This is a genomic window from Lysinibacillus sp. UGB7 (genome assembly GCF_049058285.1).
Classification (GTDB): domain Bacteria; phylum Bacillota; class Bacilli; order Bacillales_A; family Planococcaceae; genus Lysinibacillus; species Lysinibacillus sphaericus_B.
Genome location: NZ_JBMGUV010000007.1, coordinates 168,390 through 194,623 on the forward strand (window position 1 = coordinate 168,390; position 26,234 = coordinate 194,623).

At 38.1% G+C, this 26,234-nt stretch carries 26 protein-coding genes, 1 pseudogene and 1 riboswitch; of the genes and pseudogenes, 20 read left to right on the forward strand and 7 right to left on the reverse strand.

Translation table 11 applies throughout. The annotated features are described in order from the left end of the window. Window positions 1-457: 457 nt before the first annotated feature. Window positions 458-2,359, forward strand: coding sequence for an endonuclease MutS2 (locus tag ACOMCU_RS08920; RefSeq protein WP_421049972.1), 1,902 nt, complete (start codon window positions 458-460; stop codon window positions 2,357-2,359). Window positions 2,360-2,441: 82 nt separating this feature from the next. Here ACOMCU_RS08920 and ACOMCU_RS08925 read toward each other — a convergent pair whose 3' ends face one another. After that, on the reverse strand, window positions 2,442-3,689 hold the full coding sequence (locus tag ACOMCU_RS08925; RefSeq protein ID WP_421049973.1) for a helix-turn-helix domain-containing protein: 1,248 nt from the start codon (window positions 3,687-3,689) through the stop codon (window positions 2,442-2,444). Between the two features lie 210 nt (window positions 3,690-3,899). On the opposite strand from ACOMCU_RS08925, the gene ACOMCU_RS08930 reads away from it, so the two are divergent. Then, window positions 3,900-5,195 (forward strand): MFS transporter, encoded by a 1,296-nt coding sequence (locus tag ACOMCU_RS08930; protein ID WP_421049974.1) that lies wholly within the window; start codon window positions 3,900-3,902, stop codon window positions 5,193-5,195. 121 nt (window positions 5,196-5,316) lie between these two features. Here ACOMCU_RS08930 and ACOMCU_RS08935 read toward each other — a convergent pair whose 3' ends face one another. The 4 genes from ACOMCU_RS08935 to ACOMCU_RS08950 form a co-directional block, all read right to left on the reverse strand. Next, the gene (locus ACOMCU_RS08935; protein WP_421049975.1) at window positions 5,317-6,033 is read right to left on the reverse strand and encodes a LutC/YkgG family protein; all 717 of its coding nucleotides are present in this window, start codon (window positions 6,031-6,033) and stop codon (window positions 5,317-5,319) included. Further along, window positions 6,033-7,460 (reverse strand): LutB/LldF family L-lactate oxidation iron-sulfur protein, encoded by a 1,428-nt coding sequence (locus ACOMCU_RS08940; RefSeq protein ID WP_010859152.1) that lies wholly within the window; start codon window positions 7,458-7,460, stop codon window positions 6,033-6,035. Before ACOMCU_RS08940 ends, ACOMCU_RS08935 begins: the two co-directional genes overlap by 1 nt. A gap of 149 nt (window positions 7,461-7,609) precedes the next feature. Then, on the reverse strand, window positions 7,610-8,326 hold the full coding sequence (locus ACOMCU_RS08945) for a (Fe-S)-binding protein (RefSeq protein ID WP_010859153.1): 717 nt from the start codon (window positions 8,324-8,326) through the stop codon (window positions 7,610-7,612). A 175-nt stretch (window positions 8,327-8,501) separates the two neighbouring features. Further along, window positions 8,502-9,230: a FadR/GntR family transcriptional regulator gene (locus ACOMCU_RS08950; RefSeq protein WP_010859154.1), complete on the reverse strand. Its 729-nt coding sequence runs from the start codon at window positions 9,228-9,230 to the stop codon at window positions 8,502-8,504. A gap of 563 nt (window positions 9,231-9,793) precedes the next feature. Here ACOMCU_RS08950 and ACOMCU_RS08955 point away from each other — a divergent pair. The 5 genes from ACOMCU_RS08955 to ACOMCU_RS08975 all read left to right on the forward strand — a co-directional run bounded on the left by ACOMCU_RS08955 (window position 9,794) and on the right by ACOMCU_RS08975 (window position 12,139). Continuing rightward, the gene (locus ACOMCU_RS08955) at window positions 9,794-9,928 is read left to right on the forward strand and encodes a hypothetical protein (protein WP_268891021.1); all 135 of its coding nucleotides are present in this window, start codon (window positions 9,794-9,796) and stop codon (window positions 9,926-9,928) included. Between the two features lie 82 nt (window positions 9,929-10,010). After that, a complete protein-coding gene (locus tag ACOMCU_RS08960; RefSeq protein ID WP_010859156.1) occupies window positions 10,011-10,721 on the forward strand; it encodes a cytochrome c biogenesis CcdA family protein in 711 nt (236 codons plus the stop codon). A 34-nt stretch (window positions 10,722-10,755) separates the two neighbouring features. After that, the gene (locus ACOMCU_RS08965) at window positions 10,756-11,142 is read left to right on the forward strand and encodes a response regulator (RefSeq protein WP_036130115.1); all 387 of its coding nucleotides are present in this window, start codon (window positions 10,756-10,758) and stop codon (window positions 11,140-11,142) included. A gap of 24 nt (window positions 11,143-11,166) precedes the next feature. Beyond that, window positions 11,167-11,664, forward strand: coding sequence for a cytochrome c biogenesis protein CcdC (locus ACOMCU_RS08970; protein ID WP_219364445.1), 498 nt, complete (start codon window positions 11,167-11,169; stop codon window positions 11,662-11,664). 283 nt (window positions 11,665-11,947) lie between these two features. Next, entirely contained in the window at window positions 11,948-12,139 is a 192-nt protein-coding gene (locus ACOMCU_RS08975) for a hypothetical protein (RefSeq protein WP_421049976.1), read from the forward strand. 42 nt (window positions 12,140-12,181) lie between these two features. Here ACOMCU_RS08975 and ACOMCU_RS08980 read toward each other — a convergent pair whose 3' ends face one another. After that, the gene (locus tag ACOMCU_RS08980) at window positions 12,182-12,622 is read right to left on the reverse strand and encodes a DUF2621 domain-containing protein (RefSeq protein WP_196228881.1); all 441 of its coding nucleotides are present in this window, start codon (window positions 12,620-12,622) and stop codon (window positions 12,182-12,184) included. Window positions 12,623-12,733: 111 nt separating this feature from the next. Here ACOMCU_RS08980 and ACOMCU_RS08985 point away from each other — a divergent pair, with 111 nt between their 5' ends. The 11 genes from ACOMCU_RS08985 to nikE all read left to right on the forward strand — a co-directional run bounded on the left by ACOMCU_RS08985 (window position 12,734) and on the right by nikE (window position 21,294). Then, window positions 12,734-12,949, forward strand: coding sequence for a DUF1659 domain-containing protein (locus ACOMCU_RS08985; RefSeq protein ID WP_010859162.1), 216 nt, complete (start codon window positions 12,734-12,736; stop codon window positions 12,947-12,949). Window positions 12,950-12,981: 32 nt separating this feature from the next. After that, window positions 12,982-13,206 carry a DUF2922 domain-containing protein gene (locus tag ACOMCU_RS08990; protein ID WP_421049977.1) on the forward strand — a complete coding sequence of 75 codons (225 nt, stop codon included), beginning with the start codon at window positions 12,982-12,984 and terminating at the stop codon, window positions 13,204-13,206. Window positions 13,207-13,374: 168 nt separating this feature from the next. After that, window positions 13,375-13,497, forward strand: a complete 123-nt coding sequence (locus tag ACOMCU_RS08995; RefSeq protein ID WP_010859164.1) for a YvrJ family protein — start codon at window positions 13,375-13,377, stop codon at window positions 13,495-13,497. A 108-nt stretch (window positions 13,498-13,605) separates the two neighbouring features. Beyond that, window positions 13,606-14,211: an SCO family protein gene (locus ACOMCU_RS09000; RefSeq protein ID WP_421049978.1), complete on the forward strand. Its 606-nt coding sequence runs from the start codon at window positions 13,606-13,608 to the stop codon at window positions 14,209-14,211. A gap of 266 nt (window positions 14,212-14,477) precedes the next feature. Next, a complete protein-coding gene (locus ACOMCU_RS09005; RefSeq protein ID WP_421049979.1) occupies window positions 14,478-15,014 on the forward strand; it encodes a DUF1572 family protein in 537 nt (178 codons plus the stop codon). 126 nt (window positions 15,015-15,140) lie between these two features. Beyond that, a riboswitch (cobalamin riboswitch) is annotated at window positions 15,141-15,343 on the forward strand. Window positions 15,344-15,732: 389 nt separating this feature from the next. Beyond that, complete coding sequence (locus tag ACOMCU_RS09010) at window positions 15,733-16,158, forward strand: hypothetical protein (RefSeq protein WP_421049980.1); 426 nt, start codon at window positions 15,733-15,735, stop codon at window positions 16,156-16,158. A gap of 16 nt (window positions 16,159-16,174) precedes the next feature. After that, window positions 16,175-17,794 carry a nickel ABC transporter substrate-binding protein gene (gene nikA / locus ACOMCU_RS09015; protein WP_421049981.1) on the forward strand — a complete coding sequence of 540 codons (1,620 nt, stop codon included), beginning with the start codon at window positions 16,175-16,177 and terminating at the stop codon, window positions 17,792-17,794. A 116-nt stretch (window positions 17,795-17,910) separates the two neighbouring features. After that, on the forward strand, window positions 17,911-18,873 hold the full coding sequence (nikB, locus tag ACOMCU_RS09020; protein ID WP_010859169.1) for a nickel ABC transporter permease: 963 nt from the start codon (window positions 17,911-17,913) through the stop codon (window positions 18,871-18,873). Window position 18,874: 1 nt separating this feature from the next. Beyond that, on the forward strand, window positions 18,875-19,699 hold the full coding sequence (locus ACOMCU_RS09025) for an ABC transporter permease subunit (protein ID WP_421049982.1): 825 nt from the start codon (window positions 18,875-18,877) through the stop codon (window positions 19,697-19,699). Window positions 19,700-19,701: 2 nt separating this feature from the next. Continuing rightward, window positions 19,702-20,490: an ABC transporter ATP-binding protein gene (locus ACOMCU_RS09030; RefSeq protein ID WP_421049983.1), complete on the forward strand. Its 789-nt coding sequence runs from the start codon at window positions 19,702-19,704 to the stop codon at window positions 20,488-20,490. A 12-nt stretch (window positions 20,491-20,502) separates the two neighbouring features. After that, window positions 20,503-21,294 carry a nickel import ATP-binding protein NikE gene (gene nikE, locus ACOMCU_RS09035; protein ID WP_421049984.1) on the forward strand — a complete coding sequence of 264 codons (792 nt, stop codon included), beginning with the start codon at window positions 20,503-20,505 and terminating at the stop codon, window positions 21,292-21,294. 86 nt (window positions 21,295-21,380) lie between these two features. Here the strand turns inward: nikE and ACOMCU_RS09040 are convergent. Beyond that, window positions 21,381-21,906 (reverse strand): annotated as a pseudogene (locus ACOMCU_RS09040) (delta-aminolevulinic acid dehydratase). 359 nt (window positions 21,907-22,265) lie between these two features. Here ACOMCU_RS09040 and ACOMCU_RS09045 point away from each other — a divergent pair. Both ACOMCU_RS09045 and ACOMCU_RS09050 read left to right on the forward strand, forming a co-directional pair. Further along, a complete protein-coding gene (locus ACOMCU_RS09045; RefSeq protein WP_421049985.1) occupies window positions 22,266-23,945 on the forward strand; it encodes a methyl-accepting chemotaxis protein in 1,680 nt (559 codons plus the stop codon). A gap of 326 nt (window positions 23,946-24,271) precedes the next feature. Continuing rightward, window positions 24,272-26,233: a methyl-accepting chemotaxis protein gene (locus ACOMCU_RS09050; RefSeq protein ID WP_010859175.1), complete on the forward strand. Its 1,962-nt coding sequence runs from the start codon at window positions 24,272-24,274 to the stop codon at window positions 26,231-26,233. The last annotated feature ends 1 nt before the right edge of the window (window position 26,234 follow it).

The following is a 26,234-nucleotide window of genomic DNA, read 5'->3' on the forward strand; positions in this document are numbered from 1 at the left end:
AAATGAGCAACTTTACTTTTCATTTCGCATATAGTATGATGATGGCAATCAATTAGATGATAATGAAACGAACTATAAATTAATGCGAGGTGCTTTTTGTGAGTGCGGTAGTTTCTAAATAGGAAAAATTTAATGAAGTAAATTGATGGCGACAGGGGATTATGGTTTAAACCACTCCTAATTTTGTCATGGATTTATTTCGAAACCTATGAAGATACCTACTATACTTTATAAAGCGTGTAATGTTGAATTAGCTACAATGGATGTTAGCTTGATTCTATTTGCGTATGCCTTGTAAATGTAAAAAGAAGCTGTGGTATCCCCACGGCTTTTTTGTGTTTATTTTTAAATGGAGTAAAAGAAAATGACCCAATTTTATAGTTGCAAAATCATTGCCATCTAATGGGTAGGTATCTTCATTATGACATGGGAAAAATCATAGTGAGGAGAAATGAACATGAATCATACAACTTTTGAGAAGTTACAATATAACGAGTTAAAACAATTAGTAAAATCTTATTGTGTCAGTGGATTAGGGAAACAATTACTGGATAAGTTGACACCCAGCTCGAATTTGAAAATCGTTCACAACCGATTACACGAAACAACAGAGGCACGTGCAATCTTAGATGCAGAGGGACATATCCCATTTTTAGGAGTATCCAATATTGACAATACCCTTAAAAATCTTGATAAAGGCATCATTCTAGACCCAAGTGACCTCATTAGCGTATCGGACTTTTTAAGAGGATGCAGGAAAATTAAAAAATTTATGTTCGATAAAGAATTTTTTGCACCAGTATTAGCTTCTTACGCAGTTTCGATGTCCGAGTTTAAAAGTGTGGAAGAAGAAATTAATTTTTCCATTAAGGCCAATCGAGTGGATTCAGCAGCAAGCAGAGACTTAAAACGTATTCGTAGCAGTATTGAAACAACGGAAGAAAAAATTAAAGAACGTTTAACAAAATTTTTAAACAATAGTGCAAATAAAATGTACATTCAGGAATTCTTTATTAGTAAAAAAGACGATCGTTATACCATTCCTATTAAAGCATCCTTTAAAAATCAAGTGCCAGGCACGGTTATTGAAATTTCTTCTAAAGGTTCGACCGTCTTTATAGAGCCTACTACAGTGGCAAAATTAAATGGAGAACTTGCCGTTCTAAAAGCAGAAGAAGCGATGGAAGAATATCAAATATTAGCTACATTATCGGGATTGTTGCTGGAGCACATCCATGGCATCAACATCAACATGGAGCTAATTAGCCAATACGATATGGTGTTTGCCAAAGCAAAATTTAGCAAACATATTGGCGGAGTAGAACCAACATTAAATGACCATGGCTATATAAAATTAGTAAATTGTACACATCCACTGTTAATAGGAGAGGCTGTGCCACTAAATTTTGACATAGGTAAAGATTATCGCAGTTTGATTATTACAGGTCCGAATGCCGGCGGAAAAACAGTAGTTCTGAAAACAATTGGCTTATTAACCTTGGCGGCCATGTCTGGTTTTCATATTAAGGCAGATAAAGGTACAGAACTGGCAGTGTTCGAACATATCTTTGTAGACATTGGCGACAATCAAAGCATCGAAAATGCCCTTAGCACATTTTCATCGCATATGAAAAATCTTTCAGAAATTATGCGTGCATCCAATAATAATACACTTTTATTGTTTGATGAAATCGGAAGTGGTACGGAACCGAATGAAGGAGCGGCACTAGCGATTGCCATTTTAGAGGAATTTTATCATATGGGCTGTATAACAGTGGCAACTACGCACTATGGCGAAATTAAACGTTTTTCAGAAATGCATCATGATTTTATGAATGCCGCGATGCGTTTTAATAGTGAAACGTTAGAACCTATGTATAAATTGATGATCGGTACATCCGGCGACAGTAATGCCCTATGGATTTCGAGAAAAATGAATGTTCGGGAAACAGTGTTACAAAGAGCAAAAGAATATATGGAAAATAAAGATTATCATTTACAACGAGTGCATGAGGATAAAATAAGAAAGCCGAAGATTGTTAAAGAGCAAAAACACGAGAACTATGCATTTGAAAAAGGGGACCGCGTGAAATTATTAGAGCATGATGACTTTGGCATTGTCTATAAAGAAATGGACAATACCTATAATATTGTCGTGTTCTATCACGGGAATTTCATGGAAGTCAATATGAAGCGACTGGCCTTAGAGGTTCCGGCGAAAGAATTATACCCAGAAGGCTATGATTTAGATACACTATTTGTGGATTATAAAGACCGAAAGTTACAGCATGATATAGAGCGTGGTTCGAAAAAAGCGCTGCGCAAAATTCAAAAAGAAATGAGAAAAGATAGAGGTTGAGTTAAACAACCGGAATCATCTGTTATAAATTTAAAAGGGATTGCACTTCGATACGTAGAAGTGCAATCCCTTTATCATATTACTAAACCGAATCAATCTGTGCTTTAATCGTCAAATATGTTTTCTCAATCATGTCTTTATAGGGAAGGTCGACTAAATCCTTGGAATCCATATAGGCTTTTTTGGCGATTTCATAAGCAGTAGTGAGTTCGCCAAGCTGAGCGTAGTTAAGGGCTTTATAGGAGAAGCATTCATTCATACTCAACAAATCATAGGGATGTGAGACGTACATAGGGATTTCTTTATAGTGTTTAAATGCTTCTTTTGCCTCCAAATACTGGCCAAGTAAATAGTAGGATTTTCCTTTTTCGGCATAATAAAAGTTTTCATCCAATTTTTTTATATCTCCATGCGTGAGTGCTTTAAAGCGTTCTATTTCTAGTAATGCCTGCTGATAATTGCCTGTATAACTGTTATAATAATGTGCTCTTAATACGAAGATAAAGGCATCCACGTCCACCTGTTCAACAAAAACACGATACTGCTCAAGCTTCATCATCATATGCTCTGCCTGCATGAAATCCCCATCAATCATGGCACAATAAGCAGCGATACGATACATATCATCAATGTGATAGTACAGTTGGTTTTGGTGGGCATTGGTAATGGTTTCGTTAATCAGTTGTTTCCCTGCTTCATGCTCCCCAACGGCCAATTGAAGAATGCTAATATAATAAGCCAATTTCCCCATTTCACGTGAATCTAACTGATAATTTTCTCGAGATATTTCCTCTTTCACCTGTAAAATACAGGCGTATGCCGCATCATATTGACGATTTTCCGATAAAATGGCTAGCTGTAACATATATGTTTTAAACCAATGACTCAGTAAATTGATTTCTTTAAATATTTGTCGTGCTTGTTGCAACGGTGACGCCCATGTTGATAGACCTGCTTCATACTGCGCGTCTGCGTAAATATACAGCAAACGTCCAGCCTCATAGCTAAGAGACAAATTCTCCGCGTAAGGTTCAATCATATCGACGATTTGCTGATGGTTGTCCGCATCTCCGCGCTTTACCTCAGCAAATAAGATTTCCACTTGTTCTAAAAGGTGGCGGATTGTAGCGGGCGTTATTTGTTCGAGTAGTTCACTTGCTTTTACGCCAAGTCGTTCCGCTATATAATTCAAGCTTTCCATGGATGGCTTAGCCTTATCATTTTCAATTTGGCTTAGCATGCCCTTAGTTAGCCGATCAGCAGCAAGTGCCTCTAATGTTAATTTTCGTTCTTTCCGTAATTTTCGAATACGTGTGCCTAAAGAGTCCACTGCCTCGCTTCCTTTCTCGATTAACAATAATCTTTAATCTTAACCATGTCTAGGCATTCATACTATAAGACTGACAGTACTTTTGAGTTGAATGCCTTTTTGTTTAATTATATTAAACTTTTTATTGCATGAAAAGGAAGTGCTATGGTATATTTTGTTTAATTAAATTAAACATTTAAAATTAATTAAACAGTTGGAGGGGTTTTCTGGATGAACGAGGCGGAAAAATATAAAAAGGCGACCTATCATTTATGGACTTTTACCGCCAGTAAAATGATTGCGATGTTAGGGTCTCATGTACTGTCATTTGGTATTAGTTTGTATATTTTAGCAATGACAGGTTCTGCAATGAGCTTTGCGACGAATATGATTTGTTCTATATTACCGCGGGCACTCGTTGCACCACTTGCAGGCTATGTGGCCGACAATTTCTCAAAGAAACGTACCATTTTATTGGCACAGGCGGGAACAGTTTTGACCATGGCTGGTTTACTACTATATACGGAGACAGTTGGCATGTCGGTCAATGCGATTTATGTGACGACCGTTTTCTATACGTTGTGTTCAGCATTTTCGGGTGTAACGTTTAGTTCAGCAATCGCTACACTTGTGAATCCTGAGCGTTTACAACGTGCGATGTCATTCAACCAAATGTCGATGTCAGTAGCGGCTATTGGTGGACCGGTTATCGGTGGGATGATGTACGGCTTTTTCTCGATGGAAGTATTTTTAATGGTGCATATAGGAGCCTATGTGATTGCCTTTTGTTTAGAGGCAACGATGAATTTCAATTTATATAGTACAAGAGGGGAGAATGCAGAGAAAGAAAAAATGTGGGCAGGTCTAGCTAGTGGCTTTCGCTATATCAAACAACATAAAGTCATTAAAGTAGTGATGTGGCTGTCATTATGGATTAACTTATTTTTCTCTGCCATCGTTGTTGGAGGAACCTATATTATTATTGAAGTACTGAAAGTGGAGTCAACACATTTTGGCTTTATTCAAGCGTCAGGCGCAATTGGTATGTTGGTAGCTTCTCTCTATTTTGCAACACAGGCAGAAGTTAAAGTACCGTTGCGGTTCTCAAAAATTAGTTTATTGCTCCTATCTAGTAGTTTAGGGCTAGCGGTAATCCCATTAGTGACAAATCTTTCGTATTTAACGATTTTTATCTTTTACATCTGTCTCTATTTTATATTCGCTATTTTTGAAATGGGTATTAATATGCCGCTTGGCGTTTTTATGCAAAAGCTCATTTCAGAGGAATATCGAGGACGCGTGTTCGGGCTTATGGAAACAATGGCTATGTCGATGATGCCGCTTGGCATGCTGGTGTACGGCGTATTATATGATACGTTACCAGCAACGGGGATTCTGCTAGTTACGAGTGTCATTATTGTTACCATTACGCTTGTACTACTAAGACCAGCTGTCTTAAGAGAAGCACATCCTGAATTGGAGGAGCCAACGATGGCAAACGTTCAATCCGTTCACAGCAATCAATAAAGGGCATCTATCGGCGTAGGTGAGAGGCTTAGCAGAGATTTCGATATTTCAATTAGCAGTGTAACAAAAAGGAATTAAAAACAGGTATGCAATGGAACAACTGCATACCTGTTTCGTTTTGTTATTGATCTTCGATAACAATATAAGTGGCTTTAATAGGTCCGTGTACGCCTACGATGAGTATCATTTCGATATCCGCAGAGTTGCTTGGTCCTGTGATAAAATTGACGCACGATGCAAGTTTTTCACCACTTTGGATTTTTTGTCGTATCGAGCGAGCTGCTTGCGTCATCCGTGGAACGATAGTGCTTTTGGGAATCAAAATAATGGATTTTTCGGGTAAAAAACTGACCGATCTACCTTTATCTTTATCACTAAAGAGCACAGCTGTTCCGGATTCAGCAAGTGTGATTTCACTAATAGTAATGCCAATGTTTGCTTGTTCGGCTTGTCGGATGTTTTCTTCGGGCTGTTCATAGTCCCAAACATATAAATCGATGTTTGCTTGTGGCCATTGTTCGTTCATTAAATTGGACAGCCCGTATTCATAAAAGCGGTCGTCTTTCCATGTCACCACTGAACGGCCACCGTAATTTTCGACTACTGTTTGGAGTGCATCTGAAAGATTTGCTGTCTTTGTAATGACTATATTTGTATGAATATTTTGGCATTGTTTTTGTAATACAGCCACTAATTTGTCTTTTGTTGCCCCTTTTAGGATGCGATCTTGTGGTTGATAGTGCCAAGTTGGTGGGTCAATTTGCTTTTGAGGTGCACGACCTAGCTGACTGGCAATTTTATTTAAAAATGTATCTCGATTTTGAATGATACCACTCATTATTCATCGCCTCCTTGTGGACGTTTTTTGAACCATTCACGGAAATTATCTTTGTTTGGTGCTGGAAAATCCCGTTCTGTTGTCCACGCTTTTAACGGACCTGGACCATTGGAAATCTTATTATCTTTGGTAAATGGAGACATCACTGGTGCTGCCATTTTTGTTGCCATTTTAAATAAGGAAGGGGAGGAAGCACCAAAACCGAATGCTTTCATGAGCAGTTTTTCAGAGACGGGTGCTTTTCCTTCGTTTTCAACAATGACTTGGCGATGCTTATGAATAAGTTGATGTAATGGAATTTTCACTGGACAAGCATCGGTACAAGCGCCACATAATGTGGAAGCATACGGTAATTCCTTGTAATCTTCATAGCCTCCTAGTAATGGTGATAGTACAGCTCCGACCGGCCCAGAGTAAATAGAGCCATATGAATGACCACCGACATGACGGTATACAGGACAAACGTTGACACATGCCGCACAGCGAATACATTGTAGAATCGGTTGGAATTCTCCGCCTAAAATAGCTGAACGACCGTTATCGACAATGACTAAATGGAATTCCTCCGGTCCATCCGTATCACCTTCATCTTTTACGCCTGTTAATGTCGTAATATAACTTGTTAGCTTTTGTCCAACAGCACTTCTTGTTAACAAACTCACAAGCACTTCCATCTCTTCAAAGGTAGGGACAATTCTTTCCATCCCCATAACAGTAATTTGTGTTTTCGGTAAGGCTGTCACTAAATCTGCATTTCCTTCGTTTGTTACAAGGGTAATGGAGCCACTTTCTGCGATGGCGAAGTTACAGCCTGTAATGCCAATATCTGCGGTTAAGTACTCATTACGCAATTTTTCACGAACATAAAGTGCAAGTTCTTCCGGTTGTTCGCTCTTATCGTAGCCTTGCTTTTCTTTAAAGACATCACGAATTTGCTCTTTGTTTTTATGCAGAGCAGGAGCAATAATATGGGAGGGGGGTTCGTGATCATCTACCTGTAAAATGTATTCACCAAGGTCAGTCTCAATAACCTCACAGCCAAGCTGTTCGAGCGCTGCGTTTAAATGAATTTCTTCGGTTACCATTGATTTGGATTTTACGATTTTTTTCGCTTGTTTTACTTTCGTGATATTTTGAATATAGGCTGTCGCTTCTTGTGCTGTTTGGGCGAAGAAGACATGCCCACCTCTTTTTGACACGTTTTCACTTAATTCGTATAAGTAATAATCTAAGTTTGCGAGCACATGTTGACGAATTTCTTCACCGTGTGAGCGCCATTCTTCCCAATTTCCAAGTTCGTCCGCTTGTTGAAGGCGACGTGTATGCAACCGTTCTTGTGCGCTGGATACAGCACCTCGCATAAAGGTATTGGTTAATTCTTTTGCAACCCGATTTTTAAACGGTTCATCACTGATTTTCATTGACATCTGATACCCCTCCTTGGAGATGATTGATTTGTTTTCGAACATCAAAGTTAGCAATTTTTTATCGGTGTCTTGATCTCTCGGGAGAAAGTGGTGGAGTGTTTCCTTTCTCTTCGTGCGGGCAAGTAAACGGGGCGCTTGCGCTTTTTTATTTATCGACAGTTTAGAACTTCTGCAATATGCATAACTTTTAGTGGTTTACCTTGTCGATCAATTTTACCGCCGATATTGATTAAACAACCGGCATCTGCACCGATTACAATGTCTGCGCCTGTTTGCTCTACATTTTGTACTTTTTCACTTACCATTTGTCCTGAAATGTTGCCCATTTTTACTGAGAATGTACCGCCAAATCCACAGCAACGATCTTTTCCTGGGAGCTCTACATATTCCAAACCTTTTACATGGCTTAACAATTTCATGGGTGCCTGTTGTACACCAAGTAATCTCGTCATATGGCAGGAAGTATGATAAGTTGCTGTGCCCTCTAGATGAGCTCCTACATCTTCTATCGTTAATACATCTACAATAAATTCAGTAAATTCATATGTTTTCGCTGCTAATGCTTTGGCTTTTGGCTCCCACGTAGGATCGCCTTTAAACACTTGGGGATACTCCTTAAACATATAGGCACATGAACCGGAAGGGCACACTACATATTCAGCATGTTCGAAAGCCATTATCATTTTTTTCATCGCATTTTTCGATTCTTGCACATAGCCGCTATTGTAAGCGGGCTGTCCACAGCAAATTTGATTTTCTGGAAAGTCGATGTTACAGCCAAGTCTTTCTAATACTTCCACGACTGCTTTTCCTACATCACCTTGAAACATATCGACTAAACACGTCGCAAAAAGTGTTACTTTCATGTTCATCGCTCCTTTATTCCTCACATTTCCCCTCGGAACACCTAATCAACTGGTCATCAGATGACTTTGGTAGTGAATAGATTGTTTTTATAATACTACAACTTTTCAGACGAAAGAAAGTGTTTATCTTAAATTTTCTAAAAATAAAAGCGGCCTACAGAAATAGGCAGCTTACTTAGTTGATGGATTCTGTCTGTTCAAAGTATTGCATCAGTACTTTTTCTACGCTAGTTAGATGCGAAGACATCGTTTGTTTGGCAAGTTCTTCATTTTGATGTTTAATAGCGAGGAAAATTTGCATATGTTCATCATATAATTTTTCGCTCGTCGTTTTTTTAGAGAACAACCAAAGACGTCGAGTTTCTCGCATGGTTTCAATTATTAAACCAGAAACTTGATCTAATAAAGTGGAAAGTAGGGGGTTTTGAGAAGCTGTAGAAATGGCTGCATGAAACTGGAAATCTACTTTTTCCCCTAGTTCACCATCACCTTGTACGCGTTTCATCTCATCCAAGATTTGCATCATGGCTTGTAAGTCTTCTTCTGTTCGATGCATGGCAGCACTGGCAGCGGCACCAACTTCAATGATTTTCCGTACTTCTAACAGGTGGGAGACATCTTGTTTATTTGTCAAGATAGCTGTTGATAATGGGAAATCAAGCTGGTTGGCCTGGATACTTTTTACAAACGTTCCCGAACCTTGTTTAATTTCGATTAAGCCCATTGCTTTTAAAGCTGACAGTGCCTCTCTTACAGCAGATCTGCTGACCTGTAACTGTTCAGCTAGTTGTTCTACAGAATCAAGACGATCGCCAGGTGTAAGTTCTCCAGCTCGAATCTTTTCATAGAGGATTTCTGCTACTTCTTCATATATTTTTTTCGGTTTAATTTTTTTTAATTCCAAGGAACTACACCTCATTTGTTTCTTTCGATTGCTGTAATATTAGTTTTATTATACATGAAGGTTTTGAAATTACTCACTGTTAAATGTTATGTAAGTGAATTTTAAAAAACAAAAAAATAGTGAATATTATGAAATTGCCCACTATAAATAATCATAACATATAATCATCGGATGACCTGACTTATTGTTAATAATTAAACATTTTACATTGTCTCTTCATTGCATGGAAATATGTTGTACCGAAAGGCAAACGTCGTAAATTCATAAAAGGGAGATAAATTTAATGTTTGGGGTATGAAATGTAATGTTTACACAAGACTAGTCTTTCGAGCAATGTTAGACGGGCAGTATCAAAGGCAATCCCGTAAAACGTGGCGACCTCTACTGATGACTGCAGCAAGGAAAATGGAGACGACGAATACAAGCACAAAACAGAACAGAACAGAACAGTAAGCAGGGGATACTATATCGACGGATGAATTATTAATTGAAAGAATATATAATAGAAGGAACTAAATAAATTTCAAAAAGCCTCCAATTTATTATTTACTAGTAGCGACATCTTGCAGGCAAAGTCGGGCGCTGGCGTCTTTTGTGATGATGCTGAAACGTTGACAGAAAAGGGGATAGGGGTGCATAATGCAAAAGGATCTTTAAGTGTTGTGGCACTTCACTATTTCAACATCATTCCGCCATGAAACGTTCACAAACAGGAGGGGCGCATTTTACCTATTTTTTTGGTACGATGGAGGCATTAACTGTAAGGAGCGAATAAAAAATATGCAAACCGATATTAACGTATTTTTAGCCTTTGGTGCTGGGTTTTTAAGCTTTATCTCACCATGTACACTCCCTCTGTATCCTGCATTTTTATCATACATAACGGGCATGACATTAGATGAGCTAAAATCTGAGCGAGGCATGATGCAAAAGCGCGCTATTTTGCATACACTATTCTTTTTACTTGGATTCTCGATCATTTTCATCATGATTGGTCTCGGCGCATCTTTAGCTAAAGAGTTTTTCCTTAACTATCAAACTTTATTGCGTCAAATTGGCGCGATTTTAATCGTCGTTTTTGGATTAATGATTGTAGGATTACTGCAAGTCGATTTCTTAATGAAGGATCGTAAATTCCAATTTAAAAACCGACCATCTGGCTATTTAGGCTCGGTATTAATCGGGTTAGCCTTTGCGGCTGGTTGGACACCGTGTACAGGTCCCATTTTAATGTCGATTATTTCATTAGCAGGAGCAAATCCAAGCTCAGGCTTTAGCTATATGTTTGCCTATTATTTAGGCTTTGCTATACCATTCTTTGTGTTGTCTTTCTTTATTTCACGTATGACGTGGATTCGAACACACAGTCAAAAAATCGTAAAAGTTGGCGGTTTTATTATGATTGCCGTAGGGATTTTATTATTCTTTGACGGTTTAACGTATATCACGCGCTTATTAGAGCCTATTTTTGGTGGATTTACAGGCTTCTAATCTGCTAAACTAAAGTGGCATACCGTACTTTAACGTGGAGGGAGATGAACACGTGCCTACAGTTTTAGTAGTGGATGATACGCTATTTATGCGTGTTGCAATAAGTAATATGTTTAGTGAATGGGGTTATGAGGTTGTCGGCAAGGCGGTTAATGGTAAAGAAGCTGTGGCGATGTATCGCGAGTTACAACCGGATCTTGTAACAATGGATGTAACGATGCCCGTTATGACAGGTATTGCGGCTGTAAAGAAAATCATTCCTGAATTTCCCAATGCGAAAATTGTTATGATTACGGCTTTAGGGCAACAAAAATTAATCGTGGAAGCGATTGAAAGTGGTGCGAAGGATTTTATAACGAAGCCTTTCGAGCCAGAAAAATTAAAAGCTGTTGCCGATCAATTAGTTGGTCAAAATTGTTAATTTGACATTAGAGGAGGATTTTACATGTTAAGCAATATACCTTCTCAATATTATGTAATCGGTTCGACCATCATGGCCATTTTGATGGGTAGTTTTGTAATGGTCATACGTATGAGAGCTTCCAAAAAGCCAACAAATGAGAAGAAAATTATCATTCCACCTATCGCGATGTCTTCAGGTGCCTTCATGTTTTTATTTGAACAATTTAGAGTTCCACCTATGCAAGTTTTAGAGGCAGCTGCTGTCGGGATGGTGTTCTCGACGATTTTAATAGCTACTTCTAAGTTTGAAGTAAAAGGGCAGGATATTTATTTAAAACGTTCAAAAGCCTTTGTTTTTATTCTAATGGGCCTTTTAATTTTCCGTGTTGTTGCGAAAATAATTTTAAGTAACGCCATAGATGTCGGCGAATTAGCAGGCATGTTTTGGATTTTGGCTTTCGCCATGCTAGTACCTTGGCGGATTGCCATGCTCCTTCAATTTATAAAAATAAAGAAAACCGTACCGCTAAAAGCTATGTAATACAAAAAAACTGCACTAGAGTAGGCACTAGCGCAGTTTTTTTATGTAGACTGGATGAAGTGACGGATAAAGTGGCCAAAGTGACGGATAGACTCGTCGAAGTGACGGATAGAGTGGCCGGAGTGACGGATAGACTCGTCGAAGTGACGGATAAAGTGGCCTAACTGACGGATAAACAAGCCTGACTGACCGATAGACTCGCAGAACTGACGGTTCATCTCACTTTTTAACAAGTAATCGTGCTATACTAGTAAGCACGTTAAAGAATGAGGAGCTCGACAAGATGAAATATTTTAAACCACAGATGCAGCAGTTAGTGAGAGAAAATCGTGAACTGCATGATCAATTAAAAATGCTTATGGCTGAAATGGACCTGCAAAAAAATTATGCATTAAAAGCGCTGTATCATGCTGAGGTAGCTGACGGTGGTCGTTATCAGCAAGATTATCAGGCACTTGATCATTTATTTAAGTAATACTGAAAAAACCGCACTTGCAAAAAAGTGCGGTTTTTCCTATCAATCAAATAAGTGCTCGTACGGAGTCACATCAATTTGCAACTGATCTAATTTTTTACGTAAAAATTTATGATCACGCTTAGGGGTAGCTTGAATATAGCCACGAATAATTAAGTCATTGTCTATAGCTTTCGCTTTTTCCTCTAAAGCAAGTTCCCCGATTTTTCCTGCAATTTTTTCTTTCGCTACTTGTCTAAATAACTCGGGTACAGGGCTTACAAGTTCATACAAGAGCTCTTTCTCTGGTTGTCCCCATAAATGAATCGTTTTATCTAAATAAAATTCTTGCCAATCTAAATCTGATTTGCCATCCTGCTTTGGCAAGGCCTTCAAAAACTTACGGAACATGAAAAATCCACCAATGCCCATTAGAGATATAAGGACGACTACCCAAAACAAGATAAACCATAAAAACCAACCTTCTAACTGCAAACCGTTCACCTCTTTACCTTCTCTGACTCTATTATAAAAGCTTGGCCAAAAAAATTCATCCTTATTGTCCCTCTTTTTACAATTTGCCTGTATATATTTTGTAGAAAGGGGGTGGGGTATATGGCAAACGCAATTTTTATAGGTGCTACACTGCGCTTAAAGTATATTGTAGGTCACGATGAACACAACGAGCCGAAGTTTTCTACAAAAACGTACCAAAATCTTAACGGTTCTCATTCGAATGCAGACTTACTGAAGGTAGCAAAGGCGATTGCAAGTCTTTCATCACAGCCATTAGACAGTGTAGTAAAACAAGAAACAACAGATTTATCGTAACAGCACAAACGGAAAACAAGGAGGTGAACATGATGACACAAATATTAGAGTTGCAATTTGAAACAACAATGGGGAAAACAGCCACAGTAACGATTGATGCCCCGAAGCCGGCTATTACAGCATCGGATATACAACAGGTGATGCAAACGATTATTACAGGTAACGTCTTTGAAGTAAAAACAGGTGCTTTTGTTGCTATAAAGGGGGCCCGCATCATTAATCGTCAAGTTTCAACATTCGAGTTTGGTACTGTGTAATGCAAAAGATGGTCTTTGCGCAATTAGTGGCGAGGGCCTTTTTTTAAATGTCTAGGTATGTCGCTTACTTTGGTGAAAGGGATGGCCCGTACTATTAAGTCGCGTGATTAAAGCTACGATGCTATAGGACGAGTTTTCCTGTCTTTTCATAGTTAGGAGGAAATTTAGATGGATCAATGGTTGAATATGATATCCGATATTGGTTTTCCGATTCTTGTGTCGTTTTATTTGTTACATCGCGTAGAAGTAAAACTAGATGCAATTCATGATGTCCTTGTATCTTTAAAATGAAAGTGAAATTGATTTCACAAAGATGTACGAAAGCTGTCACGTCGAGTGGTTGTCAACGCTTACACCATTCGATAAGATGAAGGTAATGTGAGTAGGGAGTGTGTTAATATGAAAAACAAAGTAACAGGGCTTGTACTACTACTTGTCTTAACAACAGTGCTTAGTGCATGTGGCAATGTGAAGTTTAAGGCCGATTATAGTATGGAAATACAGGATTTTGATCATGTCAATCAGCGTGGAGAAAAGGTCTCTTTAGAAAGCTTGAAAGGGAAACCATGGTTAGGTATGTATGTTTTCACAAATTGCACTTCAATTTGCCCGCCAATGTCGTTTAATATGACACAGGTACAAGAAAAGCTGAAAGAAAAAGGTGTAGAAGATTATAATATAGTTGCTTTTTCAATTGACCCAGAAGTGGATACGCCCGAAGTATTAGCAGATTATTTAGCACATTATAATGTGCCAGATGAGTCGAAATGGAATCTTCTTACAGGTTATGCACAGTCATATATTGAGCAATTTGCCCAAAAATCAACGAAAATATGGGTGAAGGATGATCCGAACAGCGACCAAGTTATCCATGGATCTCAATTTTTCTTAGTGGATAAAGATGGCGTTCTCGTGAAAATGTATAACGGTTATTCTGAGGATGAAGATGTACCAATCGATACAATCGCTGGGGATATCGAAACATATATTGAAGAAAACTTATAACAGAAAGCTAGTGCTATTGTAAAGTAGCACTAGCTTTTTTTGTACGCGCTAAAGGAAATTTAGTGTTTCGTGGATAATCTGATGACTTCCGCGTGGTATTCGTTGTCGAAAGTGACCTATAAAAATGAGTAACTGGAAAAGGTGTTCCGCTAAAAGGTTGAGTGGGAAATTTTCCTGAAATCGCATTCTGCTTCATTCGTCCTTCGTTTATAATTGTAGAGGTAAGAGCAACGTTACAGTTTAAGGCGAAGGGGAGATGTTGTTGTATGACTATGGGTGAAACATATTTAAAAGTTGTACTCGAAAGATTTACACGTGTCAAAGTGGATGGCGATAAAACACTCGCACAATTAAACAATGAGCAATTGCATTGGGCTTTTAATGAAGATTCGAATAGCATTGCCGTCATTGTCAAACATGTTAGTGGGAATATGATTTCCAGATGGACGGATTTTTTAACAACGGATGGTGAGAAAACTACAAGGAATCGTGATGATGAATTTAATGATAGTTTGGACTCAAAAGAAGTGATATTAGCGACGTGGGAAAAAGGCTGGCAAGTGTTTCTGGATGCACTACAGGGGGTAACAGAAGCTGATTTATTAAGGTCAGTGACGATTAGAGGACAGCAACATACGGTCATAGATGCCATTGAAAGACAAATGGCACATTACGCTTCACATGTTGGTCAAATTGTCTATATTGCTAAGCAAATTAAGGGCGACGAATGGAAAACGTTAAGTATTCCACGAGGACAATCTCAAGCTTTCACAGATGCGATGTTGAAAGAACATCAAAAATAGCAAGGAGCCGCCTCACGGGAGTGTTGGCGGCTTTTTTCAAAAATAATAATCAAAACTTCAAAACTTTATTATATTCAGAAAATAAAATTGACGACGGAAATTGAGCATGTTATGTTTATTACTAATTTAATATCTAACATTACAAGTTTGTGTGAAGAATATCCACATGATTAAAAGGAAAATGGGTGTAAATCCCATGCTGTCCCGCAGCTGTAAATGAGGAGTTTAGTTTCAAGTATTACTGAGTATGCTTTTATAATGTACTTGGGAAGGTGAAGCAAGATGACGATTCATAAGCCAGTATGCCTGCTTGTAATAAGATTCATTGGAGATCTACGAAAGATAGGGAGATGGATGGAGAGCCTTTTTATAGCGAGTTTTTCTGTCCTTATTCTACTGGAATAAGGTTTTTTTTATGCCTTTTTCTATCTGGAGATAATGTATTCTTGAAGGTGGTGTAAATGAAGGAAAACCAATTATATGATGTTTGGTGGAAGGAGCCAAATGGCGGCGAAGCAACAATGGAAGAAGAGCATGGGCTTTGACATTGGGAAAAAGTACTGGAGATGATACTTGAGAGCGACTTAACGAACAAGTCGATATTAGATTTTGGCTGTAATCAAGGGGGAGTTTTAAGATATTTGTATCGGGAACGACCTTTTGCTCAAGTGATTTAGCGATCGATTCCATAGCTGTTGCCAATGCTCGTAAAGCCGATTTGCCCCTTAGCTATTTTGCTACAACGAGTATTGCACAATTCTCACAAAAATTTAATATTGCCACCAGCATATCCGTTATTTATTTAATAAGCGATTTAGCAGCACATGCAAAAGAAATAAAAGCAGCCTTAAAGCCAGAGGGTGTCTATATTGCAACATTTTCAGACTATCGGAACAATCCGAGTATGAAAAATATTGAGAAAATCATTCGTCAATTTGGCACGACTAAAATGAATTTACATATGTTAGATGACATCGCATCCGCATTTTTTGCCGAAGGGTTTGATGTGGAAGTAAGGCGCATGTTACCAAGCGGGTATATCCCACTCGATAAAAATGAGCGATGGTTTTTAACAACAGAGGATCGGCTACATTTCGAATATGAAGAAGCTTTTATGTTTCGCATGGTAGCACCAAGAAAATAGATTGGGAGCAATGATTATGAGTATAAAAAAGAATATATACCCATTGATGTTAGCGCTGATTATGATCGTATTAGTAGGCTGTTCTAGTGCTAATGATAGTGATGGGAAAACACAAAATGCCACAAAAAATGATGACAAGATGTTGACCATCGGATGGCCTTTAGATATAGGGCCATTAAATCCACATACTTATTTACCGAACCAAATGACTGCGCAGGTAATGGTCTATGAATCATTAGTGGAATATAACGATGATGGGACAGTCTCTCCAAAATTAGCGGAAAGCTGGGATATTTCAGAAGATAAAACAGCGTATGTATTTCATCTAAGAAAAGATGTAAAATATTCAGATGGAACTGCATTTAATGCTGATAATGTGATTCGCAATTTTGATGCTGTTTTAGCAAATCGAGACATGCATTCTTGGATGGGGATGGTCAACCACATTAAAGAAGTTGTCAAAGAGGATGATTTTACAGTCCGTCTACAGTTAGATGAACCCTATTATCCAGTGTTAAATGAATTGGCCTTTGTTCGTCCGTTCCGTTTTTTAGGGGATAATGGATTTCCAAAAAAGGACGCTACATATGAAAGCATACAAGCACCTGTTGGAACAGGTCCATGGGTGTTAACAGATTATAAAAAGGATGAATATGCGCTTTTTAGTCGCAACGAAAATTATTGGGGTGAAAAGCCGTTGGTAGATCAAGTGAAGGTGAAAATTATTCCTGATTCTGAATCTATCTCACTTGCCTTTGAAAATGAAGAATTAGACTTAATCTATGGTCGCGGTATTATTAGTTTAGATAACTATTCTTTCTTGAAAGATAGCGGCAAATATAATACGGCTATTTCAGAGCCACTATCAACACGTGCTTTATTATTCAACACACAATCTGGCCCTTTAGCAGAATTAAATGTGCGCCAAGCCATACAATATGCGATTGATAAAGAGCAAATGGTTGAAAGCATTACACATGGTACAGAAAAAGTAGCAAGTACATTATTTTGGGATGCGATTCCGTATGCCAATATCGAGTTAGCCCGGATTTTATTTAATCCGAAAAAAGCTGAGCAATTACTTGATGAAGCGGGTTGGCTATTAAAAGATGGTGAAAAGGTTCGTTCTAAAAATGGAGAACTGCTTGAACTGGATTTAATTTATATTGCAACAGATGCTATCCAAAAACCGATGGCAGAGTTAATGCAAGGGGAGTTAGCTAAGATTGGTATACAACTTAATCTTGAAGGTGCGGATGTGATGGTAGGCCTTCAAAAATTAATGGATAATCAAGTGGATATTAATTTCTGGCGCACAAATGGCCCACCTACAGATCCACATAGCTTTGCCAATGAATCAGCGACGCCAAACGCAAGTGGTGTCTACGAAGCGAAATTAGGTTTACCAAATGCAGCTGAAATTGATGAAAAAATTCATCAATTATTAATTGGCACGGATGAAGTACAACGTGTGCAATACTATACAGATATTTTAACAATGTTACATGACCAAGCATTATTCTATCCTATCTCATATGAGACAAACAATGTAATCTATCACGACTATGTAAAAGACTTTTTACCTCGTGCGTCAGAATATGATATTCCATACGCTCAAATGGATGTAAAGAAATAGTTAAAAAAGTGTTGGTCAATTAGGCACATAGGCATATTGCTAAGCGCTAAGGCTGACGTGCAGAAAGGAGCCATCTCATGTGAGACGGCTCCTTTTGTAAGAGGACAGTTGGGGAAGTGAAAAAATTGTATGAATCCACATGGCTTTTTTGTCTAAAACGCATTATTACCCTACCATTTGTATTAGTAGGCGTATCTCTTATTACTTTTATTTTCGTTCGGTTTGTGCCAGTGGAGCCTGCAGAAGTAATTCTTAGACTGTCACGAATTGCTCCTACACCTGAAGCAATACAAGCACTTCGAGAAGAACTTGGAACTGACAAACCGTTGCTCATCCAATATTTTATCTGGCTAAAGGGCGTACTACAATTTGATTTTGGTACATCCTTTGTGAGCAAATTACCTGTTGGACAAGAAATTTTTGCAAAACTACCAGCTACTATCGAATTAGCATTTGCTGCTTTTGCCTTAATAATCTGTTGCAGTATACCTCTTGGGGTTATCTGTGCACTGTATAAGAATTCGATAGTTGACAAACTGATTGGTTTTTTATCGATTATCAGTGTATCGATTCCAACGTTTTGGTTAGGGTTTTTACTGTTGTATATATTTAGTTTAAAGCTTGGTTTTTTTCCGTCAAATGGCAAGGGAAGTCTTTCGCATATCGTACTGCCAGCGGTGGCATTAGCATTACCTGTGATTGGCTTATTTACCCAGTCTATCCGAACGAGTGTCATAGACGAATTACAAAAGCCATATGTCCATTATGCACAGTTAAGAGGTTTAAAGAAGCACATCATTTTAAGTAGACATGTGCTGAAAAATGCAGCTATCCCAGTGACGACGATGCTTGGCATGACGCTTGGCAACTTACTAGGTGGGGCTGTCATCGTAGAGCAAGTGTTTAGTTGGCCAGGTTTAGGGCGTTATTTAATTGAATCAATTATCAATCGCGATTATCCAGTCGTACAAAGTTATGTACTCATTATTGCCATCATTTATGTAGTGGCTAATTTATGTACAGATATTCTACAACGGGTGCTTGACCCTCGTTCTGCGATTATGGAGAGGAGGGGATGACATGAGCATATTTTATAAAATGTCTAGATTAACACGTATGCAATTCCTTTCGATAATTGTACTTATTATCATTGGCATGCTAGGCCTTTTCGCACCTTGGTTAATGCCAAATGATCCGTATGTAGTGGAGGTTTCTAAAAAATTTTTAGCGCCGTCATGGACGTATCCATTAGGAACAGACCATTTAGGTAGATGTACATTTTCACGTCTTTTACTAGGTATTCGCTATTCTGTAGGCTCTGCGGTATTCATTCAAATCGTTGCCAGTATCCTGGCTATATTGGTAGGAGCAATCGTTACGTTTAAAGGTGGCGTGATAGATTTCTTCTTTATTCGTATTTGTGATATTTTATTAGCTTTCCCTACGTTAGTACTTGCCTTTGGACTTCTTGGGATTTTAGTGCCAAGTTTAAAAAATGTTTTAGTAGCTTTGATTTTTACACAGGGTATTTATTATGCAAGAATTTTAAGAGGCCTGTTTTTGAGTATAAAAGAAAAAGAATTTATTCAAGCTGCAAAGGTCAGTGGAACATCGGGATTTCAGTTGATTTCCCGACACTTTATCCCCAATACAATCACACCAATGCTAACAATCGTATCATTGGATTTAGGAAAGGTCATTTTAGAAATTGCGGGCTTTTCGTTTATAGGCCTCGGTGTACAAGCACCAACGCCAGAATGGGGGATGATGATTAGTGAAGGCAAGCAATATATTCGATTACATCCTGAACTGATGTTGTATCCTGGAACAGCCATCGTCATCGTTGTCCTGCTAGTCAATGTTTTAGCGAGTAGTGTTAAGAAACTAAATCATCAAAAGGGGTAGCTATGAAAAATGAGACATTCTGTCATCCGATTCTAACGATCAAAGATTTACATGTCACAATCGGTGAAAAAAAAATTTTGAAAAATATTAATTTAAGCGCTAATAAAGGACGTGTATTAGGGATTATTGGCGAAAGTGGCTGTGGGAAATCCATGTTATGCCAAGCGATTATGCGGTCACTTCCGATTTGTGCTCAACAACAGGGACAAATTCTCTATAATAATCACGATTTAACAACAATTTCTGACGTAAACATGAGAAATTATCGGGGTAAACACTTATCGATGATTATGCAAAATCCATCTATATCATTTGATAGCAATCAAACCATTGACATGCATTTTCGAGAAACGTTAAAGGCTCACTTTACCATGAATAAAAAAGAAATAAAGCAAACGGCAATTTATTATATGAATAAAGTGCATCTGCCGAATCCAGAAAAACTTTTAACTTTTTACCCCTTTCAATTGAGTGGTGGTATGCTTCAGCGAGTCATGATTGCGCTAGCTCTTGCAATGCAAGCAAACTTATTAATTGCTGATGAGCCGACGACAGCTCTCGATACAATCAATCAAAAAAATATTTTAAACCTATTTAATGATATTCGGACAGAAACGAATGCAACCATTATTATAGTTACACATGATTTAGGTGTAATTGCTGAGCTTGCGGACGATGTTGCGGTTATGTACAAGGGGGAAGTCGTCGAGCAAACCAATGTATTTGATTGTTTTGATAACCCACAGCATTCTTATACAAAGAAACTATTACATTCAAGGATTACAATTTAAAGGTGTGTGTAGATGACATTATTAGAGGTGACCAACATAGTAAAGCATTATCCGTCTGGCCAGTCATTATTACGAAAAAAGCAACTTGTGCCTGTCTTACAAGATATAACATTTTCACTTCATGAAGGTGAATGCTTAGGATTGGTCGGACAAAGTGGTTGTGGTAAAAGTACCTTAAGTCGTATTCTTTTAGGTTTAGAGAAACCTACAAAAGGCATTGTACGATTTAATGGTGTCAATTTATATCAGGCAAATGCGAAGGAGAAAAAAGGCATTCGTAGAGAGTTACAGGCCGTATTTCAAAATAGTTTTAATTCATTTAATCCAAAGCAAACGATTGCGGAAATAATTGAGGAACCGTTACTAAATTTTGAACAATTTTCACGATTAGAACGTCAGCAAAAAGTAGTGGAATTACTTAATTGGGTTGAGTTAGAAAAAAATGTAGCGAATAAATTCCCCTGGCAGCTAAGTGGTGGGCAACAGCAGCGGGTAAATATTGCCCGAGCTATTGCTGTCCACCCAAAATTAATAGTTTTAGATGAAGCGATTAGTAGCCTTGATATGATATTACAAAAACATATTTTACAACTGCTACAAACGCTTCAACAACAATTGAATTTGTCGTATATTTTTATTTCACATGATTTAAATGCCACTCGCTTTATAGCAGATCGAATACTTGTGATGCAGCAAGGTCAAGTCGTTGATGAAATGAAGAAAGATGCTTCATTTCAACATCCTGCTGCACTTGAGTTGTACAATGCCATCTTGCCTATGCATCCAAGAGATCGTAAAAAATGAATGGAAAACAAAAAAATCGTAGCGTGTCGATTTGCTACGATTTCTTGCCATTGACTATACTTGCGTGAACCTCTATATAGATTACGCTATACTTTCGGTAAGTAAAGTTGATACATGGCAGTTTCTTCATCAATCGATTTGGCAATGTCAAATGCTTCTTGCTGGGATTTATGATTATTCATCATTTCATACATAAACCTTACAACAAACATTAAATTTGAGTTACCGTCTATGTAATCATCAGGACCTATATAGGATTGGCAACCACTTTTAAGAAATGCGTCTGCTAGTCGTTCATCTCCTAATGTACAACCCGGGGCGATGACCTTCACATCTTGCAGTTTTGAAAAGTGTAAGACCTCCTGAGGACCGAAGAATTCACCTCTTGGCTCACCCTCCTCATAGATATCCTCACCTAGTTCGGGTAGACAAAATCTTCCTTCATCTCCATGGGAATTTAATATCAAATAATCCATTTTCGACTCTTGGTCGCCCTATCCAATGAACCGTAACTCTTGCGCCAAAATACTCAAGCATTGAGCGTAATGCGAATGATTCCAAATCACAATCTGGTCCTACCACTAAGCTCACATATAACGCTGGTTTACTCATGTGATTACCCCTTCCTATATTTCAAGATAAATTAAGCGTACTACTATAAAGTCATTATAAACTGAAATTATCCTAATTTGGAAATATAATGAATAAAAATTTAATTTACAGTAAGTAGAGAGCAGGTAGTACATAAGCTGTCGGTTTTTCATGTAGAAAACAGTTGAACTGCTATTCGTCCTATATCTGAATGACTAGTAAAATACTCCTTAAAAAAGTCAATACTCTTTAATAGGAGTTTTTATTTTTGTCAAATATTAGATTTTATTTGTTATTATAGTATTAAGTAATATAGGAGGACACGTGAACTTACGCTATACTCAAGATGGCTAAGTACAATAGCGGAATAGAGGGGTCGTATGAGAATAACCGTAGAACGAAAACTGCAGTTTGCTTTTGGCATTGTTTTAGTATTTCTCTTAGGAATTACCGGCATTGCGATGTATTATTTGAATGAAAATAAACATACACTTGCGGAAATTGAAGAGAATACGGAATTTATCAATTTGTATAATGATATTTCCTTCCAAACGGTGCGTGCGAATGCAGCTATTCGAGGATACATGTTATATGGCAAAGAAGAAATGTTAGATAACCATCATGAAATTCGTGATACCTTACATAAGTCCATTGATCGTCTTGCATCATTAGGACAGGATAATGCAGATTTTAAACAATTTTTACAACAGTTAAGTGAGTGGGAAAAACCCATTGACGAGCAAATCGTACCATTATATCAAAACGGTGAACAGGCACAAGCACAGCAGCTAGCGTTACCAGTGCTTGGAGAAGGCTCTCAAAAACTTGTTGTCTTTGGCAAAACGATGGCTACTGCACAGCAGGAAGAAATGTTGGCACATATCGAGGCTACCAAACAAAGTGGTGCAAGAAGTGCTAAGGAAATCGCTGGATTAGCGATTGTTTCTTTGTTAATAAGTATCATCATTGCGACAGCTTTTGGTAGACGTGTGGCAAAGAATATTCAACAAACGGTTGTCGAGATGGACAAGTTCTCAAATGGCAATTTACAAACCCATTTACAATTTACAACGAAGGATGAATTTGCACAGCTCGCAGCTTCATTCAATACGATGTCTGAAAAATTGCGACATACTATGAAGCAAGCCGGTGACTCTTCTGAACAGGTTGCAGCGACATCAGAGCAACTGACTGCCAGTAGCTTGGAAGTAACACAAGCAACGGAAGTTGTCACAGAATCGATTCAAGATATTGCACAAGGGATTGAAAAACAAGATGCATTGACAGGGGATGTAAGAGATTTATCTTCCCATATACTGAAAAAAATGTATGAAATCTCAACGAGCATAGATAACGTAAATGATGCAACGGTCGAAACAAAAAATATGGCGAGTACGGGGCGTTCCTCTGTACGTAATGTCATTGAGCAGATGAATGAGATTACGGATAATACAGCTGAGCTTAGCACACGTGTCAATGATTTAGATGAAAACACAGCGGCCATTGTTTCAGCAGTCAATGTCATCAAAAATATTGCGACCCAAACAAATCTACTGGCGATCAATGCTTCCATTGAAGCGGCACGAAGCGGTGAGCATGGCAAAGGCTTTGCTGTTGTTGCAGAGGAAGTTCGTAAACTAGCGGATGAATCAAATTTAGCTGCAGTAGATATTGAAAAGGTTGTGGCACAAATTACCAATAGCACGAGAATTATTGAAGAAGATATGGTCAATAGCAATGATTCCGTTACTGTTGGGCGTGAAAAAGTGAATGTTGCTCGCGACAACTTCCTTTTAATTGACCAGGCAATAGATGATGTGCAAGCGCAGACTGAATCCGTGACTGCGGCAATTCGTGCCATCCATGTTGACATTGAAAAACTAGTAAAAGAAATTGACTATATAAGCGAGGTATCGATGCAATCGAGTGGCAATGTCCAAAGCGTTGCAGCTTCATCGCAGGAGCAAAACGCCGCGATGGAAGAAGTAGCCGCAGCCTCCACACACCTAGCGAAAATGGCTATTGATTTACAAGAATCCATTCAGGCATTTAAATACTGATTACGTGAACCCCATGCATTTGCTGTAACGGATGATGCATAGGGGTTTTAACTGTGCAAAAATTGCAAATACATTTAATTATTTTATTTATGTAAAGAGCTTGTGAAAATGAAAAAAAGTATTTGAATTTGCGCATTTTGACCGATAAAACCTTTGGGTCAAATTTATCGATTGAAGGAGCGAGTATTAAAAAATTATATGTAGATGACAGCGACATCCTTTTCGAGTCTAATCATTACATCAAGTGGTGTGCACATAAAGGCATACGCAAAATAATCTTAAGAACAAGCTTTTATAACTTATGAAGACAAAAGGAGAATGGATGCATGAAAAAAATATTTGGAAGTTTTAAGGGCAAGCTCTATGTATTATTTGCACTTGTCTTACTCATCCCAGTTTGCTCAGTAGGAATCTTATCGTATATCTCATCGAAAGATTCAATTAAAGATGAAATTTTATTTAGTGCAAATGAAAGTGTTGGGATGTTAAATAATCTTATCGATAAAACCGTCAGTGAAAAAATACACGAAGTCGGTGTTTTTAGTGAAGAGATAAATGCTTCTATGTATGAAGAGGGAGAAGCGACTCTACGAACAACGTTCAAACAATATACTGCATTAAATCCAGGTACATTAAGTATTTATGTTGGAACACAAGACGGTGAATTTATTGTAGAACCAAAAAAGTATGAATCTGAAGATAACCCCTTGGAAAGGGAATGGTATAAAGAAGCTGTAGCGCTTAAGGGCAAGCCTTTTATTACAAAACCTTATGTAGATGCAGGAACTGGAGAAATGGTCGTTACAGTTGCTAGTCAGGTAAAAGATCAATCAGGCGTTGTGGCAGTAGATATAACACTGACAGAACTGCAAAAAATCTCAGACTCTATTACAATCGGAAAAAATGGCTACTCCTCTATATTTGGTGCAAATAATATGGTCATTTCTCATCCTACATTAGAAGCTGGAGGGGAATTAAAAGAGAAATTCTTGGATCAGATGCACGAAAGTGAATCTGGTACGTACGATTATTTCTATAACAATGATCATCGCACCATGTTTTTTACTACGAATGAATTAACCGGTTGGAAAATTACAGGCACCATTTTTTCGAAAGAAATAGATGAATCAGCGTCCTCTATTTTAGCTACTACGACTCTTGTGTTAGTCATTGCCATTATTTTAAGCTCTATTGTCGTATATTTTGTGTTGAGAGCAATCATCAAACCAATTAGAGCCTTAAAAGATAGTGCAGTAACAATTAGTAAAGGTGATTTAACCGAGAAAGTGAAGATTACCTCGAATGATGAAATAGGGCAATTGGGACAAGCCTTCAATGACATGCAGGATAGCCTTCGTACCCTGATTAAAAAGATAGAAGTAAATGCGGAGGAAGTTGCATCTTCAGCAGAAGAGTTAACCGCAAATGCCGATCAGACGAGCGAGGCAACGGAAAAAGTGGCCATCTCTATACAAGAAGTGGCATTAAGCGCAGACACACAAACAACGAATGCGACAAGAAATGCGGAATCGTTAAATGAGCTTTCAAAAGCAATTCTACATGTGGCGGAAATATCGTCCACAGTGACGGATCTGTCTCAATATGCTACGAAACAGGCTGATGAGGGCGGACAAGCAGTACAAGATACCAAAAATCAAATGAATTCAATTCATTTATCCGTCACAGATTCAAACAGTAAAATTCAATCTTTACATGAACGATCTCAACAAATCTCGTCAATTTTAGATGTCATTACAAGCATTGCCGATCAAACCAATCTACTCGCGCTCAATGCAGCTATCGAGGCGGCAAGAGCAGGGGAGCATGGCAAAGGCTTTGCAGTAGTTGCCGATGAAGTACGCAAGCTGGCTGAGCAATCACAGCAATCAGCAAGTCAAATTTTCGAGCTCATTCATGGTATTCAGGAAGAAACAAAACAGTCTGTTCACATCATGGCAAAAGTGTCAGAGGATGTACTCGATGGTTTACGTGTATCAGATGAAGCAATCGCCAAATTCCAAGTGATTATGACAAGGATGAATGAAATTACACCTAAAATGGAAGAAGTTTCTTCTGCATCAGAACAGATGTCTGCTAGTGTTCAAGAGGTAACCGCAATTACGGAAGATTTGGCTTTCTCAGCTAAAGGGAATGCTTCCGCATCAGAAGATGTTGCTGCTTCAACTGAAGAACAATTAGCTTCAATGGAAGAAATCAATGCATCCGCACAAGCACTATCTCACATGGCAGATGAATTAAAAGGGCTAATCAGTCAGTTTAAATACTAAA

Excerpts from the sequence above, each read along its gene's own strand:
- ACOMCU_RS09000 (WP_421049978.1), top strand. The coding sequence starts at position 13,606 with ATGAAAAACAAAGTAACAGGGCTTGTACTACTACTTGTCTTAACAACA.
- ACOMCU_RS08940 (WP_010859152.1), bottom strand. The coding sequence starts at position 7,460 with ATGTCAATGAAAATCAGTGATGAACCGTTTAAAAATCGGGTTGCAAAA.
- ACOMCU_RS08995 (WP_010859164.1), top strand. The coding sequence starts at position 13,375 with ATGGATCAATGGTTGAATATGATATCCGATATTGGTTTTCCGATTCTT.
- ACOMCU_RS08930 (WP_421049974.1), top strand. The coding sequence starts at position 3,900 with ATGAACGAGGCGGAAAAATATAAAAAGGCGACCTATCATTTATGGACT.
- nikE (WP_421049984.1), top strand. The coding sequence starts at position 20,503 with ATGACATTATTAGAGGTGACCAACATAGTAAAGCATTATCCGTCTGGC.
- ACOMCU_RS08975 (WP_421049976.1), top strand. The coding sequence starts at position 11,948 with ATGAAATATTTTAAACCACAGATGCAGCAGTTAGTGAGAGAAAATCGT.
- ACOMCU_RS08935 (WP_421049975.1), bottom strand. The coding sequence starts at position 6,033 with ATGAGTGGTATCATTCAAAATCGAGATACATTTTTAAATAAAATTGCC.
- ACOMCU_RS09025 (WP_421049982.1), top strand. The coding sequence starts at position 18,875 with ATGAGCATATTTTATAAAATGTCTAGATTAACACGTATGCAATTCCTT.
- ACOMCU_RS08970 (WP_219364445.1), top strand. The coding sequence starts at position 11,167 with ATGTTAAGCAATATACCTTCTCAATATTATGTAATCGGTTCGACCATC.
- nikA (WP_421049981.1), top strand. The coding sequence starts at position 16,175 with ATGAGTATAAAAAAGAATATATACCCATTGATGTTAGCGCTGATTATG.
- ACOMCU_RS08960 (WP_010859156.1), top strand. The coding sequence starts at position 10,011 with ATGCAAACCGATATTAACGTATTTTTAGCCTTTGGTGCTGGGTTTTTA.
- ACOMCU_RS09050 (WP_010859175.1), top strand. The coding sequence starts at position 24,272 with ATGAAAAAAATATTTGGAAGTTTTAAGGGCAAGCTCTATGTATTATTT.
- ACOMCU_RS08920 (WP_421049972.1), top strand. The coding sequence starts at position 458 with ATGAATCATACAACTTTTGAGAAGTTACAATATAACGAGTTAAAACAA.
- ACOMCU_RS09005 (WP_421049979.1), top strand. The coding sequence starts at position 14,478 with ATGACTATGGGTGAAACATATTTAAAAGTTGTACTCGAAAGATTTACA.
- ACOMCU_RS09045 (WP_421049985.1), top strand. The coding sequence starts at position 22,266 with ATGAGAATAACCGTAGAACGAAAACTGCAGTTTGCTTTTGGCATTGTT.
- ACOMCU_RS08985 (WP_010859162.1), top strand. The coding sequence starts at position 12,734 with ATGGCAAACGCAATTTTTATAGGTGCTACACTGCGCTTAAAGTATATT.
- ACOMCU_RS08945 (WP_010859153.1), bottom strand. The coding sequence starts at position 8,326 with ATGAAAGTAACACTTTTTGCGACGTGTTTAGTCGATATGTTTCAAGGT.
- ACOMCU_RS08990 (WP_421049977.1), top strand. The coding sequence starts at position 12,982 with ATGACACAAATATTAGAGTTGCAATTTGAAACAACAATGGGGAAAACA.
- ACOMCU_RS09030 (WP_421049983.1), top strand. The coding sequence starts at position 19,702 with ATGAAAAATGAGACATTCTGTCATCCGATTCTAACGATCAAAGATTTA.